Source organism: Streptomyces doebereineriae, from assembly GCF_031845645.1.
Taxonomy (GTDB): Bacteria; Actinomycetota; Actinomycetes; order Streptomycetales; family Streptomycetaceae; genus Streptomyces; species Streptomyces canus.
Genome location: NZ_JAVREZ010000005.1, coordinates 246,839 through 259,485 on the forward strand (window position 1 = coordinate 246,839; position 12,647 = coordinate 259,485).

Genomic DNA, 12,647 nt, shown 5'->3' on the forward strand with positions numbered 1-12,647 from the left:
GTTGGTTCCCGCGAGGCAGGCAGCCTGCCACCCCGCAGCTCACTCTCACCCTTACTTGAGGAAACATCCATGTCGAACGCCCTGTGGAACCCGATCGTCGCCGGGGAGATCTCCCTGCCGCACCGACTGGCGATGGCCCCCCTGACGCGCAACCGGTCCACCCCGGAAGGCATACCCACCGAGCTGAACGCCGAGTACTACGCCCAGCGCGCCTCGCACGCCCTCATCATCACCGAAGGCACCCAGCCCAGCGCCGACGGCCAGGGCTACCCGGTGACCCCCGGCATTTACACCGAGGAGCAGATCACCGGCTGGCGCAAGGTCACCGACGCCGTGCACAAGGCCGACGGACGCATCGTCATCCAGCTCATGCACGCCGGACGGATGTCCCACCCCGACAACACCCCCCACCACCGGCAGCCGGTGGCCCCCTCCCCGGTCCAGCCGACGGGCGAGATGTTCACCGCGTCCGGCCTCCAGGAGATGCCGGTGCCGCGCGAACTGTCGACCGAGGAGGTCGCCGCGACGGTCGACGACTTCCGGCGCGCCGCGGCGGCCGCCATCGCGGCCGGCGCCGACGGCGTCGAGATCCACGGCGCCAACGGCTACCTCCTGCACCAGTTCCTCGCCGACAACACCAACCAGCGCACCGACCAGTACGGCGGCTCCATCGAGAACCGCATCCGTTTCGCCGTCGAGGTGGCCACTGCCGTGGCCGACGAGATCGGCGCCGGCCGCACCGGCATCCGGATCTCCCCCGGGAACCCGTTCAACGACATCGCCGAGAGCGACACCCACGAGCTGTACCCCGCCCTGGTGCGCGCCCTCGCCCCGCTCGACCTCGCCTACCTGCACATCGCCCACGGCGGCGACGACGAACTCCTGCACACCCTCCGCAAGCTGTGGCCGAACACTCTGGTCCTCAACCGGGCCGGCACCGACATCGACACCCGCGCCAAGGACGTCGAAGACGGCGTCGCCGACGTCGTCACCGTCGGCACCATGGCGCTCGCCAACCCCGACCTGGTCGAGCGCGTACGCACCGGCGCGCCCCTCAACGCCCCCGACCCCGCCACCTTCTACGGCGGCGACGCAACCGGCTACACCGACTACCCCACCCACGCTGCCTGACGAACTCCGGCGATACCGGTCCTGGCGGGCCGGTATGCCCTCATGGCCGCATGGAGGTACCACGTGTCCGGCAGGCTCCTGTTGAAGGGCGGGCCATTGGGGCGAACCCCCGTCCGAGTCGGATGCGGCGCGCATCCAGGCGGAGCCGGGAGGTGGACGCGGGCGGTGTGCCGGGAATCCGGTGCGAACCCGTCGACGCCGACACCGACCACGTTCTCCTGCACAGTCACGTCGGGGGCTCCGTGCCGGCGTCGGCACCCGTCGACCGAAGGCTCGGCGGCCACATCGCCAAGGCTGCCGGGGCACCCGTACTGGTCCAGGACTTCCGGCGGGCACCGGTAGCCCTGGCGCTTCGCCTCCGCGACAAGAAGCAGCCCTTGCCCGGCGCCATCGTGCCGATCTCTCCCTGGTGCGAACGTCACCTGCGACGCACGCGACCTCGTCCCGATCCGGCGGGTGACGAGTCGTGGCGGAGTGCACGGCGTTCGGCTGATGTCCGACCGCTGTCCTGCCTACGACCGCGGCCGCGAGGTCGATGGCTCAGGGCCGGAGGCGGGCGCCGCTTCCCAGCCGTGCGGTGACGTCGCGGGGGGTGAGGGCGGAGTGGTCCGCGGAGCATTCGACGACGACGCGGACCGGGGCGTCGCAGTCGGTGTGGGTGACGTCCAGGACAGGCCCCTCGGGGCCGAGGGCGTATGCCTCGCCCCACTGGGTCAGGGCCATCAGGACGGGCCACAGGTCCCAGCCCTTGCGGGTCAGGCGGTATTCGTTGCGGGGGCGGCTGCCGGGCTCCCGGTAGGGGACGGTCTTCAGGATGCCGGCCGAGGTCAGCTTGCGGAGGCGGTCGCTGAGCACGGCTTCCGAGAGGCCGATGTGGAGGTGGAAGTCGTCGAAGCGGCGGACGCCGTTGACGGCGTCACGCAGGATCAGCAGTGTCCACTTCTCCCCGATCACGTCGAGCGTGCGCTGGACGGGGCAGTTCTCCGTGCTCGCCTCAAGCCACTCCATCCCCCCATCGTAAGGGACCTGGCTTCTCCATTGACAGCCAGGTGAACAAAAGTCTAGCTTCGCTTGGAAAAGTCAGCTGGCAGTCAGAGGGAAGGGCGCTGGACCGTGGGGCGAACGCGTACGTATCAATGGGACGATCCCGCGATCTCGGCGGAGGCAGCCGGACGTATGGCCGGCATCGACTTCCTGCGCGAGGTGCAGGCGGGCGGGCTTCCGCGGGCGCCGATCAGTCACACCGTCGACTTCGCCCTGGACGAGGTGGAGCCCGGCAGGGCGGTCTTCTCGCTGACCCCGGGGGAGGAGCACTACAACCCGATCGGCAGCATGCACGGCGGCGTCTTCGCCACGCTGCTGGACTCGGCGGCGGGCTGCGCCGTACAGACGCTCCTCCCGCAGGGGATGGCATACACCTCGCTCGACCTGACGGTGAAGTTCCTGCGGCGGGTCACTGTGGACACCGGCCCGGTGCGCGCCATCGGCACGGTCGTCAACAAGGGCCGCCAGACCGCCCTCGCGCAGGCCCAGTTGGTCGACGCCGAGGACCGTCTCCTCGCCCACGCCACCAGCAGCTGCATGCTCTTCCCGGTACCCGCCCCTCAGGTGTGACTCCGCGGGCAAGGCGGTCTGGGGCTGAGGGGGCACGCCCTGGCCGACACGCTCCTGGCTGCGGGGCACCCCGACGACCGTGTGGAACCGCTCCGCTGACAGGGGCGCGGACCGGATCGGTCGCGGTGCACGCCGGGCAGGCTCGGCAGGCGAAGCGATTTCCACGCCGGTTTTGAACACGAGACCCGAAGCGGCCCCTGCCGGTCGGCGCCAACGGGCTCAGGTTCCACAACGGCGCCCTGTGGATCAGCAACGTCAACAAGGGCACCCTGCTGCGCGTAGCGATCACCCAAGCCCGTCCTGACCAGCACGGACGGCCTCGCCTCGCCCTCCGCGCCGGCCGGCGCGGCCCACTGACCCGACCACGGACGGCAGCTGCGGCACCCGCCCCGGCTGCCGCGATGGAGGAACGCATCGTGCGCTACCCGAAGGAACACAAACACCACACCCGGCAGCGGATCATCACGACGGCCGGCCGCCGCCTCAAGCAGGACGGCATCGACGGCTCCGGCGTCGCGACCCTCATGAAGGACGCGGGCCTGACTGTCGGCACCTTCTACGCCTACTTCACCTCCAAGGACGATCTGGTCGCCACCGCGGTCGCCGACCAGATGCGCGCCCAGCACGAGAACATCGTCGCGCAGGCAGCTCCCGGCCGCGCCGGACTCGAGCAGATCATCCGCTGGTACTTCTCCACCCAGCAGCGCGACACCATCGACGACGGCTGCCCCAACGCCGCCCTCCTCGACGAGATCGCACGCTCCACGGACACCACCCGGCAGGCCTACACCGACGGCGCCCTGGTCCTCATCGACGGCTTCGCCGCCCGCCTGGCACCCCACGACCCACCCTCAGCACGCCTGAAGGCACTCAGCCTCCTCGGCATGATGGCCGGCACCCTGCAACTCTCCCGCGCCCTCACCGACCGGCAACTCGCCGACCAACTCCTCGAACAAGGCATCCACAACGCCCTCGCCCTGATAGACGCCGAACAGCACAACTGACACGAAGATCCGCCGTGGCGTGGGGGATGGCCGCTTGCGTCGCCGAACGGAGTGGGAGTGCAGATGCTGGGCCGGTGCCTGGCCTCACTGATGAAACCCTCGGGCTCGCTCGCCCGTCGCCTCCGTCGACTCTTTGGATTACGTTTGCAATACCATAGACTGGCTGAGTCGGTGAAGGGCAACCGGTCCTTCCGGCCGGCGAAGGAGTGTGTGGCGTGGTGCGGTACGGAAAAGAACACAAGTCGGAGACGCGGCGGCGGATCATCGAGACCGCGGGCCGCCGGTTCAAGCAGGACGGTATCGACGGCTCCGGGGTCTCGACGCTCATGAAGGACGCGGGGCTGACCAATGGTGCCTTCTACGCTCACTTCGCATCCAAAGACGACCTCGTCACCACGGCCATCGCCGACCAGTTGAAGGTGCAGGCCGAGAGCGTCGTCGCGCTGGCCGAGCCTGGCCGTGCCGGACTTGAGCAGATCGTGCGGGGGTACCTTTCGCCTCAGCACCGTGAAAGGCTCGGCGACGGCTGCCCAAACGCCGCTCTGCTCGACGAGATCGGTCGCTGCGCCGAGACAACAAGGCAGGCGTACACCGACGGTGTGCTGATCCTGGTCGAGGGCATCGCCGCCCGCATGGCGCCCGAGGCCCCGTCCTCCGCACGTGTGAAGGCACTCAGCCTCCTCGGCCAGATGGCCGGGACGCTGCAGCTTTCCCGCGCCTTGACCGACAGTCGGCTCGCCAACGAGCTCCTCGATCAGGGGGTGGACAACGCCCTGGCCCTGCTGGACGCCTGGCAGCGCGGCTGACGCACTCCCGCGCGCGGACCGGCCGCTCCAGTCCGCCTCCGCACCGGACGATCCGATCCGGGCGGGTCGGCGACGCCGGATCGTCCAGCCGGAGCGCTCCCTGACTTCATCATTGACAGTCAGGCAGGCCATGGCTAGGTTCATTTCTCGAACCAAGGTGGAGAGGCAGGGGCGTGGGACGGACGCGTACGTATGAATGGCAGGATCCCGCGATTGTGGGAGCAACCGCGGGACGCGTCTCGGGCGTGGAGGTGCTGCGCGACCTGCTCGAGGGACGCCTGCCCCCACCGCCCCTCGTAGCCGCGCTGGACTTCGCCCTCGAGGAAGTGGAGGAGGGCCGCGTCGTCTTCTCGCTGATGCCGGGCGAGGAGCACTACAACTCCCTCGGCAGTGTGCACGGAGGGGTCTACGCCACCCTGCTCGACTCGGCGGCCGGCGGGGCGGTCCAATCGACCTTGCCGCAGGGCACGGCATACACCTCGCTTGATCTGACCGTGAAGTTCCTCCGGCGGATCACCGTGGACACCGGTAAGGTCCGCGCGATCGGTACAGTCGTCAACAGAGGACGCCAAACCGCTCTCGCGCAGGCCCAGTTGGTCGACGCCGAGGACCGTCTGCTCGCCCACGCCACCAGCAGTTGCATGCTCTTTCCGCTCCCCGCGCCCTGATCCGCCACGGACGAGGATGCGCGACAGAAATGGGTTGCAGCTGAAGATCGCGACGCGAATGCTTCCACCATGAAGATGCACGCCAACCAGCTGACTGTGTCACCTGAGACGGTGCGCATATTGGTAGAGCGGCAGTTTCCTGAGTGGCGGAGCCTGCCGGTCAGGAGCATCGCGGCACAGGGCACGGTCAACGCCGTCTTCCGTATTGGCGACCGGTTCGCAGCCCGATTCCCTCTTGAGTCCGCAGACGTCGAATCAACGCGGCGCTGGCTGGAGTCCGAAGCGCAAGCGGCTCGCGAGCTGGCAGGTCGCACGCGTTTCCCCACACCCGAGCCGGTCGCGCTCGGTGAACCCGGGGCAGGCTACCCGCTTCCGTGGTCGGTGCAGACATGGCTGCCCGGCGTCGTGGCCGTCAACGAGGACCCAGGCGAATCGTCCGTGTTCGCCCGTGACTTGGCCGATCTCATCGGCGAACTGCGCGCGATCGACACGCACGGCCGCACGTTCGCCGGCACAGGCCGAGGAGGCGACCTGCGGTCCCATGACGCGTGGATGGAGACCTGTTTCAGAAACAGCGAGCATCTCTTGGATGTCCTTCGGCTGCGCCGTATCTGGGCGACTTTGCGTGATCTGCCGCGAGGTGCAGCTGAGGACGCCATGGCCCACTGCGATCTGATTCCCGGCAACGTGCTCGTGTCCGCCGGCCGGCTTGCGGGGGTTCTCGACGTTGGCGGCTTCGGGCCGGCTGACCCTTCGCTGGATCTTGTGAGTGCGTGGCATTTGCTCGAGGCTGAGCCGCGGCAAGTGCTCCGTGATCACCTGGGTAGCGACGACCTCGAATGGGAGCGAGGCAAGGCGTGGGCTTTCATTCAAGCGATGGGGCTGGTCTGGTACTACGTCAAAAGCAACCCGGTCATGAGCCGGACGGGTCAACGATCCCTGGAACGCATCCTTGCGGACAAGTCGCTCGCGTGACCTGATGGGTTCAAGCGGTGCGCCGGCTCATCGCCGCGTTGGCGGAGCGGGAGCTGCGCGGTAATTCTCAGGGTGCGGGGGACAGGGTGCCGCGGAAGGTGCGCCGGTAGGCGAGCGGTGAGATGCCGACGGCGGCGTGCAGGTGTTCTCACAGTGATGTGCCGCCGGCGAAGCCGACTTGGCCGGCGATCTCGTCCACCGGCCGGTCGGTGGTTTCCAGGAGGTGCCGTGCCCGGTCGACGCGCTGCTGGATCAGCCGGCGTCCCGGGCTCATGCCCGCCTCTTCGGTGAAGCGGCGGGCGAAGGTACGCAGGCTCATGTGGGAGTGTTCGGCGAGATCCGTCAGCGTCATGGGCTCGTGGAGGTTCTCCAGCGCCCACTGGCGGGCAGTGGCCGTTCCGCCGGCCGTGGCCTCGGGCACCGGATGCTGGATGCACTGCGCCTGTCCTCCGTCCCGCCACGGAGGGACGACGCACATGCGGGCCACCTGGTTGGCGACCTCACTGCCGTGATCCTTGCGGATGATGTGCAGGCAGACGCCAGCCCGGAAGCCGCACCGGCTGAGGTCAGCACATCTCCGTCGTCGATGAACAGGACGTCCGGATCGAGTGCGACCTGTGGGAAGCATGCGCGGAAGAGGTCCGCGACCATCCAGTGCGTGGCGGCCGGCCGACCGTCGAGCAGACCGGCCGCGGCGAGAACGAAGGCGCCGGTACAGATGGATACGAGACGCGTGCCGGCGGTGACGGAAGCGAGCGACTCCACCACGGCTTGCGGTACTTCCGTCGTGACGGTGGTGGGGGTGAAGGGCGGGATGACGACGGTGTCGGCGGTGCGCAGGGCCTCCGGGCCGTGCTTCGCGGCCCATGTTCCGCATACGGTCTTGCCGATGATCACCGCCCCTGCGGAACGCAGCCGTCGTACCGCCTCGGTGTCCTGTTCAGGCACGTAGTCCTTGAGATCGGTCCGACCACAGGCGGTCCGCAGACCAGCGGTGTCGTAGCTGTCCTTCAGCGTGATCGGCAGGCCGAGCAGCGGGCTAAGCCGCGCTCCGCGCCCGTTCGACGTCGAGGGTGACGATCGCGTCGAGCGTCTCGTTGTGGGCGTCGATGCGGTCCAGGTAGACCTCGCGGGAGGCGCGCCAGAGCGGCCGGACATCCCATCACGCGGCTGTCCGGGCATCCGGAGCGGCGAATGCCGCTCCAAGGGCAGCCGATCAAGCTCAGGACTCGAGAAACCCGAGCGCCCTTGCGACGAAGTCCTCGTGGTTCTGGAAGACCCCACCATGGGCGGCATCGGGATAGAGGGGGACGAGCTCGCTCTTGGGCAGGCGGGCGGCCAGGTCGATCGTGTTCCGGCTGGGCACCATCCGGTCGTTCTCGCCGTTTGCCACGAGTACCGGTTGGTGAATTGCCGACAGGTCTGACGGTGCCTGGCGGCCCCATCTTTTGATGGCCTTCATCTGGGCGCGGACCGACGTCAGCGAGATGTCCTTGTCGCGGTTGTCCGTACGCTCCTCCAGCCGCCGCAGGAAGGCGCGTCCTGCCCTCCGGCCGCTCGCGGTGTCGGTGAAGAAGATGGAGAGCTTCGGATCCTGGCGAGTCAGGGCGCCTCTGATCGTGGCCCGAACGGCCAGGGTCGGGACCTTGTCGATGCCGTGGCCCCCGGCGGGGCCGGTGCCCGCGAGGATGACCTTGCGGACGAGGTGCGGTTCTTCCGCCGCAATGACCTGTGCGACGAAGCCGCCCATCGACAGACCGAACAGATCGACCTGGTCGAAGCCGAGCGCGCGGATGAACCGCACCGCGTCGTGGGCCATCCCTTCGATGGTGTCCGGCGTGGAGCCGCCCGACCCGCCCACCCCGCGGTTTCCGAAGGTGATCACCCGATGCCGTGTGGCGAGCCCGTCGACGACTCTCGGGTCCCAGTTGTCCAGGTTTCCGGCCAGGTGGATCAGAAGGACCAGTGGCACGCCGTCCTCGGGGCCGAGTTCGCGGTAGGCGAAGTCCACCCCGTCCACGGACACGGAACGGGTCGGCGCGTTCTTGTACGACGATCGTGAGGGGGAAGGGGAGTTTCGCGGTGCGCTCATGGCCAGGTCTTTCATGTAGGTGGAGCAAGTAGACGAGTGGGCTGTCCGTCCCGGGCTTCCTCCGCGCCGGAAAGTGCTCTGATTCCGTGTGGCCGACGACAGTGCGCGCGTAAGGCGCGCGGGCGCGGTGCCCGACGCCGGCACCAGGCTCCCGCAAATTGAATTACGCTCATCATGCTAAGCGGCTGGTCGGCGGGCTGCAAGTGGAACCGTTGTCCCGCACGTGCCTCGTGGCCGGCGGCCCGCGTGACGCGATGTCCTCGTCGCTCCAGCGCCTCGCCAACCTCACCCCTACGGTCCGCGTACCGGCGTCGGCCGCGTCGGTTGCTACTGGGGGCAGGCCATGGGCGTGGCGTAAGGCCCGGTCGTCGGCCGATGTGCCCCGGCGGTGTGACCTCATGTGGGGCGCACCCCTTGCGAACGCATTGGAGTATGGCCATAATTCAATGGTCGGTGTGATGCTGAAGGGCTCAACCAGGCAGGGTTCCGAACCCTGCGGACCTTCTGCCGTCGTCCGGGTCGGGGCCGCAGCCGCAGTCCGGAACCCACGCAGAAGGGCACGGCCGTGAACGACGCAGAAGGAATACGGGGCGACGTGGTGACGTCGTACAGGAAGGCACCCACCCGCACCCTCACCGCCGGGGGAGTGACCTTCGCCTACCGCGACCTCGGCCCGAAGGCAGGTGTCCCGGTGGTCTTCATCACCCATCTCTCCGCGGTGCTCGACAACTGGGACCCCCGGGTCGTCGACGGCATCGCCGCCAGGCATCGCGTCGTCACCTTCGACAACAGGGGCGTCGGCGCATCCAGCGGCTCGACACCGAAGACCATCGAGGAGATGGCGAAGGACGCCGTCACCTTCATCCGGGGGCTCGGGCTCGAACATGTCGACATTCACGGCTTCTCGATGGGCGGCATGATCGCCCAGGTGATCGCGCAGGACGAACCGCAGCTCGTCCGCAGGCTGATGCTCACGGGCACCGGCCCCGCGGGCGGCGAGGGCATCAAGAACGTGACCCGGCTGTCCCATCTCGACACCGTCCGGGCCCTGTTCACCCTCCAGGACCCGAAGCAGTTCCTCTTCTTCACTCGCACCCCGGGCGGGCGCCGAGCCGGAAAGCAGTTCCTGGCGCGGCTCAAGGAGCGCACCCAGGACCGCGACAAGGCGATCTCTCTCACGTCCTACTTCGCCCAGCTCAAGGCCATCCACCGCTGGGGGCTCGCGCAGCCCCAGGACCTCTCCGTCATCCATCAGCCCGTGTTCGTCGCCAACGGCGACAACGACAGGATGGTGCCGACGAAGAACTCGTTCGACCTGGCCCGGCGACTGCCGAACGCCGACCTGGTCGTCTACCCCGACGCCGGCCACGGAGGCATCTTCCAGTTCCACGAGCAGTTCGTGGCGGAAGCCCTCGACTTCCTTGAGCGGTAGCGGGTGTCAGGGGTGGGCGGGCGGCGCGTTTGGCCGGGAGTGGGCATAGCCGAATGCCCGGAAGAGTCCTCGCCTCCGGGCATTGGCTCGATGCCTGCGCGTACCGCCCGCCGGAGGCCGACCTCGAACCGCCGCCATTGTTGCGGCGTGGTCGCGCCTCTCGGTCGATGAACGTCGGGGCGTTCTCGATTCCCCGATCGAGGACCTCGTCGGCGAGTTTGCGGTCGGTGAGGGCGCGGGACAGCTGCAGCGTCCCCACCATCATGGTGAAGAACCCGATGGCTCTGCCGCGAGCGGACTGCGGATCCGCGGGCGCCAGACGGGCGGCGCTCTCTTCCACGATGGCCGTCGGGCCCTCGGTGTACGCCTGTTTGGTGCCGTCCGCGCAGCCGCCGATCTCGTCGAGCAGCGCGGCGGAGGGGCATCCGGTGCCGGGCCGGTCACGGTGCTCGGGCGACAGATAGCCGCGAACGAAGTCCTCAAGTCCCTCTCGACCTGGCCGCAGCGTCGCACTGATCCGCCCGTGTGCGCAGTTCATGGGCGACGACGTTGGCGACGAGGTCGTCCTTGGAGGCGAAGTGGGCGTAGAACGCTCCATTGGTGAGCCCGGCGTCCGCCATCAGTGTGGAGATTCCCGAGCCGTCGATGCCGTCCTGCTTGAATCGGTGCCCGGCCGTCTCGATGATCCGTTGTCGCGTTACCTGCTTGTGCGCCGCGCTTGCTCCCCGCGGCTGAGTCTCTGAAAGTAAACTCAAACGGTTAGAATCGCTCACATGGATACGTGGACCGAAGTTCTCCAAGACACCGGCCTGGATCCCCGGCTCGACCGGGACACGTCGAACTGTTCCATCGCGCGGACTCTTGAGGTCGTGGGTGAGAAGTGGACGATCCTGATCTTGCGTGAGGTCTGGTACGGCTCGTCCCGCTTCAGTGAGTTCGAACGGGTCCTCGGCTGTCCTCGTAACCTGCTCGCGGCACGGCTTCGGATGCTGGTCGAGGAAGGGATCCTGGCCACCGAGACCTACAAGGAGCCGGGCTCGCGGAGCCGGCCGAAGTATGTGATCACGTCCAAGGGGATGGATCTGGTGCCGGCCGTGTTGGGACTGCTGAAGTGGGGTGACCGCTACCGTGCCGACCCGGAGGGGCCGGCGGTCCTGGCGCGGCATCGCGAGTGCGGTGCGCACGTCGACGTCCAGCTCCGCTGCGAACAGGGCCATCCGGTGCAGGCAATGGACATCGAGAGCGTCCCCGGCCCGGCCTTTCGGGTGAGGTCGCCCGAGTGAGCTGAGGCGGTCAGTCGTCCGCCATCGGGCCGCTCTGTCGTGAACGCGCCTGATGGAGGCGGACCTTGGTGCGGTTTCCGCAGCGGGACATGGAGCACCATCGGCGGTTGCGGGCAGGGGAGCGGTCCAGGAATCGCAGAGCGCAGCGGTCGGCTCCACAGACGCGTACGCGCCGGATCTCCGCGGACAGAAGCAGGTCGACGGCGTCCTGGGCGATGAGCGCCAGGGCGAGTTCGGGGTCGGCGGCGAGGGGCGTGGGCCCGGCGGGCTCCAGGCGGTCGTCGGTGATGACGAGTTGCAGGGCGGGTCTGGGGGCCGCCGCTGCCGACCGGTTGAGCAGCGTCACGTCGCCGTATGTGGGCGGTCGGCCGTCGGCGACCGCAAGTACGGCCCTGTCGACGCTCTCGCGCAGCCGCCGGGCGGACATGAGAACGGCCGCCGTGGCGGGCTCGGTGGTCGCCGGTGCGAGCAGAAGGGCCTCCCGGAGCCAGCCTGTCAGGTCGTCCGGTTCCCGGAGGGTCTCCACCGGAGTGGTTCTCCACCGGCTTCGCAGGGTGTTGGCGAAGTCCAGGCAGAGCCGTCCGCCGTCCCAGATCCACATGTCGTCCGTTGCCACGCCTTCATTCTGCACGCTAGCTTAACCGTCTAAGACGGTTAGCTCGTGTTGGCTCGTAGCTCACGTCAGGAAGGCGCACCCATGGGACAGCCGACAGTCACGACCGGAGTGACGCAGGTGGACGGGGTCCGCCTGCACTACGTCCGAGCCGGGGCCGGCCCTCTGCTCGTCCTGCTCCACGGCTGGCCGCAGACCTCCGACTGCTGGCGGCCGGTACTGGCGGATCTCGCCGCCGACTACACCGTCGTTGCGCCGGACCTGCGCGGATACGGCCTGAGCGACAAACCCACCACGGGATACGACAAGCGGCGGATGGCCGCCGACATCGCGGGCCTCGTCGAGGCGCTCGGCTTCGAGCGGGCCATGGTCGTGGGCCACGACCGCGGTGCTCGCGTGGGGCACCGCTGGGCGCTGGACCGCCCGGACCAGGTGGAACGGCTGGCCGTGCTCGACATCGTTCCCACCCGGGAGATGTTCCGCCGCCTGGACGCCTCACTCGCCTCCGGGTACTGGCACTGGCTGTTCCACATGCAGCCCGATCTGCCCGAGCGCCTCGTGGGACGCGACATCCGCGGATACCTCGAGTACTTCTTCGAGCGCTGGACCTACAACCGCCACGGACTCACGGCCGACGCGGTCGACGGCTACGTCCGTGCGTTCTCCCGCCCGGGCGCCCTGCGTGCGAGCCTCGACGACTACCGCGCCCTGGAGGAGGACACCGCGCTCGACGACATCGACGCCGCCGAAGGCCGCCGCCTGGCCATGCCGTTGCTGGCGCTGTGGGGTTCCGCGGGGCTGCCTGCCCGCCTGCCGACGCTGGAGATCTGGCGTGACTACGGGGACGACGTCACCGGTGCCGAGATCCCGGAGTGCGGCCACTTCATCCCGGAGGAGCAGCCGGAAGCCCTGTTGGCGCATTTGCGGCCCTTCCTGGCCGGTGAGGCGAGCCGCTGAGCAGCCCCCGGTGCCACCGGTGTCCCATGACCGGGCACGCCTGGGCGGGCGAAAGGCCGAGGGGCGGCCCCG

12 protein-coding genes and 3 pseudogenes are annotated in these 12,647 nt (G+C 68.6%); 9 read left to right on the forward strand and 6 right to left on the reverse strand.

What is annotated here, in order from left to right:
• Window positions 1–69 precede the first annotated feature (69 nt).
• Window positions 70–1,131 (forward strand): alkene reductase, encoded by a 1,062-nt coding sequence (locus tag RNB18_RS17315; protein WP_311714966.1) that lies wholly within the window; start codon window positions 70–72, stop codon window positions 1,129–1,131.
• Between the two features lie 540 nt (window positions 1,132–1,671).
• On the opposite strand, the gene RNB18_RS17320 is transcribed toward RNB18_RS17315, so the two are convergent.
• Window positions 1,672–2,139: a winged helix-turn-helix transcriptional regulator gene (locus tag RNB18_RS17320; protein ID WP_311714967.1), complete on the reverse strand. Its 468-nt coding sequence runs from the start codon at window positions 2,137–2,139 to the stop codon at window positions 1,672–1,674.
• Between the two features lie 105 nt (window positions 2,140–2,244).
• Here RNB18_RS17320 and RNB18_RS17325 point away from each other — a divergent pair, with 105 nt between their 5' ends.
• The 5 genes from RNB18_RS17325 to RNB18_RS17345 all read left to right on the forward strand — a co-directional run bounded on the left by RNB18_RS17325 (window position 2,245) and on the right by RNB18_RS17345 (window position 6,198).
• The gene (locus tag RNB18_RS17325; protein ID WP_311714968.1) at window positions 2,245–2,745 is read left to right on the forward strand and encodes a PaaI family thioesterase; all 501 of its coding nucleotides are present in this window, start codon (window positions 2,245–2,247) and stop codon (window positions 2,743–2,745) included.
• Window positions 2,746–3,158: 413 nt separating this feature from the next.
• Window positions 3,159–3,749 (forward strand): TetR/AcrR family transcriptional regulator, encoded by a 591-nt coding sequence (locus tag RNB18_RS17330; protein WP_311715224.1) that lies wholly within the window; start codon window positions 3,159–3,161, stop codon window positions 3,747–3,749.
• Window positions 3,750–3,964: 215 nt separating this feature from the next.
• Window positions 3,965–4,555: a TetR/AcrR family transcriptional regulator gene (locus RNB18_RS17335; protein ID WP_311714969.1), complete on the forward strand. Its 591-nt coding sequence runs from the start codon at window positions 3,965–3,967 to the stop codon at window positions 4,553–4,555.
• Window positions 4,556–4,728: 173 nt separating this feature from the next.
• Window positions 4,729–5,223 (forward strand): PaaI family thioesterase, encoded by a 495-nt coding sequence (locus RNB18_RS17340; RefSeq protein ID WP_311714970.1) that lies wholly within the window; start codon window positions 4,729–4,731, stop codon window positions 5,221–5,223.
• 69 nt (window positions 5,224–5,292) lie between these two features.
• Window positions 5,293–6,198 (forward strand): aminoglycoside phosphotransferase family protein, encoded by a 906-nt coding sequence (locus RNB18_RS17345; RefSeq protein ID WP_311714971.1) that lies wholly within the window; start codon window positions 5,293–5,295, stop codon window positions 6,196–6,198.
• A 67-nt stretch (window positions 6,199–6,265) separates the two neighbouring features.
• Here RNB18_RS17345 and RNB18_RS17350 read toward each other — a convergent pair.
• The 3 genes and pseudogenes from RNB18_RS17350 to RNB18_RS17355 form a co-directional block, all read right to left on the reverse strand.
• Window positions 6,266–7,056 (reverse strand): annotated as a pseudogene (locus tag RNB18_RS17350) (GlxA family transcriptional regulator); the annotation flags it as partial.
• A 63-nt stretch (window positions 7,057–7,119) separates the two neighbouring features.
• A pseudogene (locus RNB18_RS53695) lies at window positions 7,120–7,494 on the reverse strand (amidase family protein); the annotation flags it as partial.
• Window positions 7,421–8,290 carry an alpha/beta fold hydrolase gene (locus RNB18_RS17355; RefSeq protein ID WP_311714972.1) on the reverse strand — a complete coding sequence of 290 codons (870 nt, stop codon included), beginning with the start codon at window positions 8,288–8,290 and terminating at the stop codon, window positions 7,421–7,423. The pseudogene RNB18_RS53695 and the gene RNB18_RS17355, both read right to left, overlap by 74 nt.
• Window positions 8,291–8,855: 565 nt before the next feature.
• On the opposite strand from RNB18_RS17355, the gene RNB18_RS17360 reads away from it, so the two are divergent.
• Window positions 8,856–9,722 carry an alpha/beta fold hydrolase gene (locus RNB18_RS17360; RefSeq protein ID WP_311714973.1) on the forward strand — a complete coding sequence of 289 codons (867 nt, stop codon included), beginning with the start codon at window positions 8,856–8,858 and terminating at the stop codon, window positions 9,720–9,722.
• Between the two features lie 163 nt (window positions 9,723–9,885).
• Here RNB18_RS17360 and RNB18_RS17365 read toward each other — a convergent pair.
• Window positions 9,886–10,477: pseudogene (locus tag RNB18_RS17365) on the reverse strand (TetR/AcrR family transcriptional regulator); the annotation flags it as partial.
• Between the two features lie 18 nt (window positions 10,478–10,495).
• On the opposite strand from RNB18_RS17365, the gene RNB18_RS17370 reads away from it, so the two are divergent.
• Window positions 10,496–11,005, forward strand: coding sequence for a winged helix-turn-helix transcriptional regulator (locus RNB18_RS17370; RefSeq protein WP_311714974.1), 510 nt, complete (start codon window positions 10,496–10,498; stop codon window positions 11,003–11,005).
• A gap of 10 nt (window positions 11,006–11,015) precedes the next feature.
• Here RNB18_RS17370 and RNB18_RS17375 read toward each other — a convergent pair whose 3' ends face one another.
• The gene (locus RNB18_RS17375) at window positions 11,016–11,621 is read right to left on the reverse strand and encodes a CGNR zinc finger domain-containing protein (RefSeq protein WP_311714975.1); all 606 of its coding nucleotides are present in this window, start codon (window positions 11,619–11,621) and stop codon (window positions 11,016–11,018) included.
• A gap of 81 nt (window positions 11,622–11,702) precedes the next feature.
• Between RNB18_RS17375 and RNB18_RS17380 the strand changes: the two genes are divergently transcribed.
• Entirely contained in the window at window positions 11,703–12,575 is an 873-nt protein-coding gene (locus tag RNB18_RS17380) for an alpha/beta fold hydrolase (RefSeq protein ID WP_311714976.1), read from the forward strand.
• Window positions 12,576–12,647: the final 72 nt, after the last annotated feature.

Bases quoted from the DNA above. Each gene is read 5' to 3' on its own strand.
- RNB18_RS17380 (WP_311714976.1), top strand. From the start codon at position 11,703: ATGGGACAGCCGACAGTCACGACCGGAGTGACGCAGGTGGACGGGGTC.
- RNB18_RS17355 (WP_311714972.1), bottom strand. From the start codon at position 8,290: ATGAGCGCACCGCGAAACTCCCCTTCCCCCTCACGATCGTCGTACAAG.
- RNB18_RS17320 (WP_311714967.1), bottom strand. From the start codon at position 2,139: ATGGAGTGGCTTGAGGCGAGCACGGAGAACTGCCCCGTCCAGCGCACG.
- RNB18_RS17345 (WP_311714971.1), top strand. From the start codon at position 5,293: ATGAAGATGCACGCCAACCAGCTGACTGTGTCACCTGAGACGGTGCGC.
- RNB18_RS17315 (WP_311714966.1), top strand. From the start codon at position 70: ATGTCGAACGCCCTGTGGAACCCGATCGTCGCCGGGGAGATCTCCCTG.
- RNB18_RS17370 (WP_311714974.1), top strand. From the start codon at position 10,496: ATGGATACGTGGACCGAAGTTCTCCAAGACACCGGCCTGGATCCCCGG.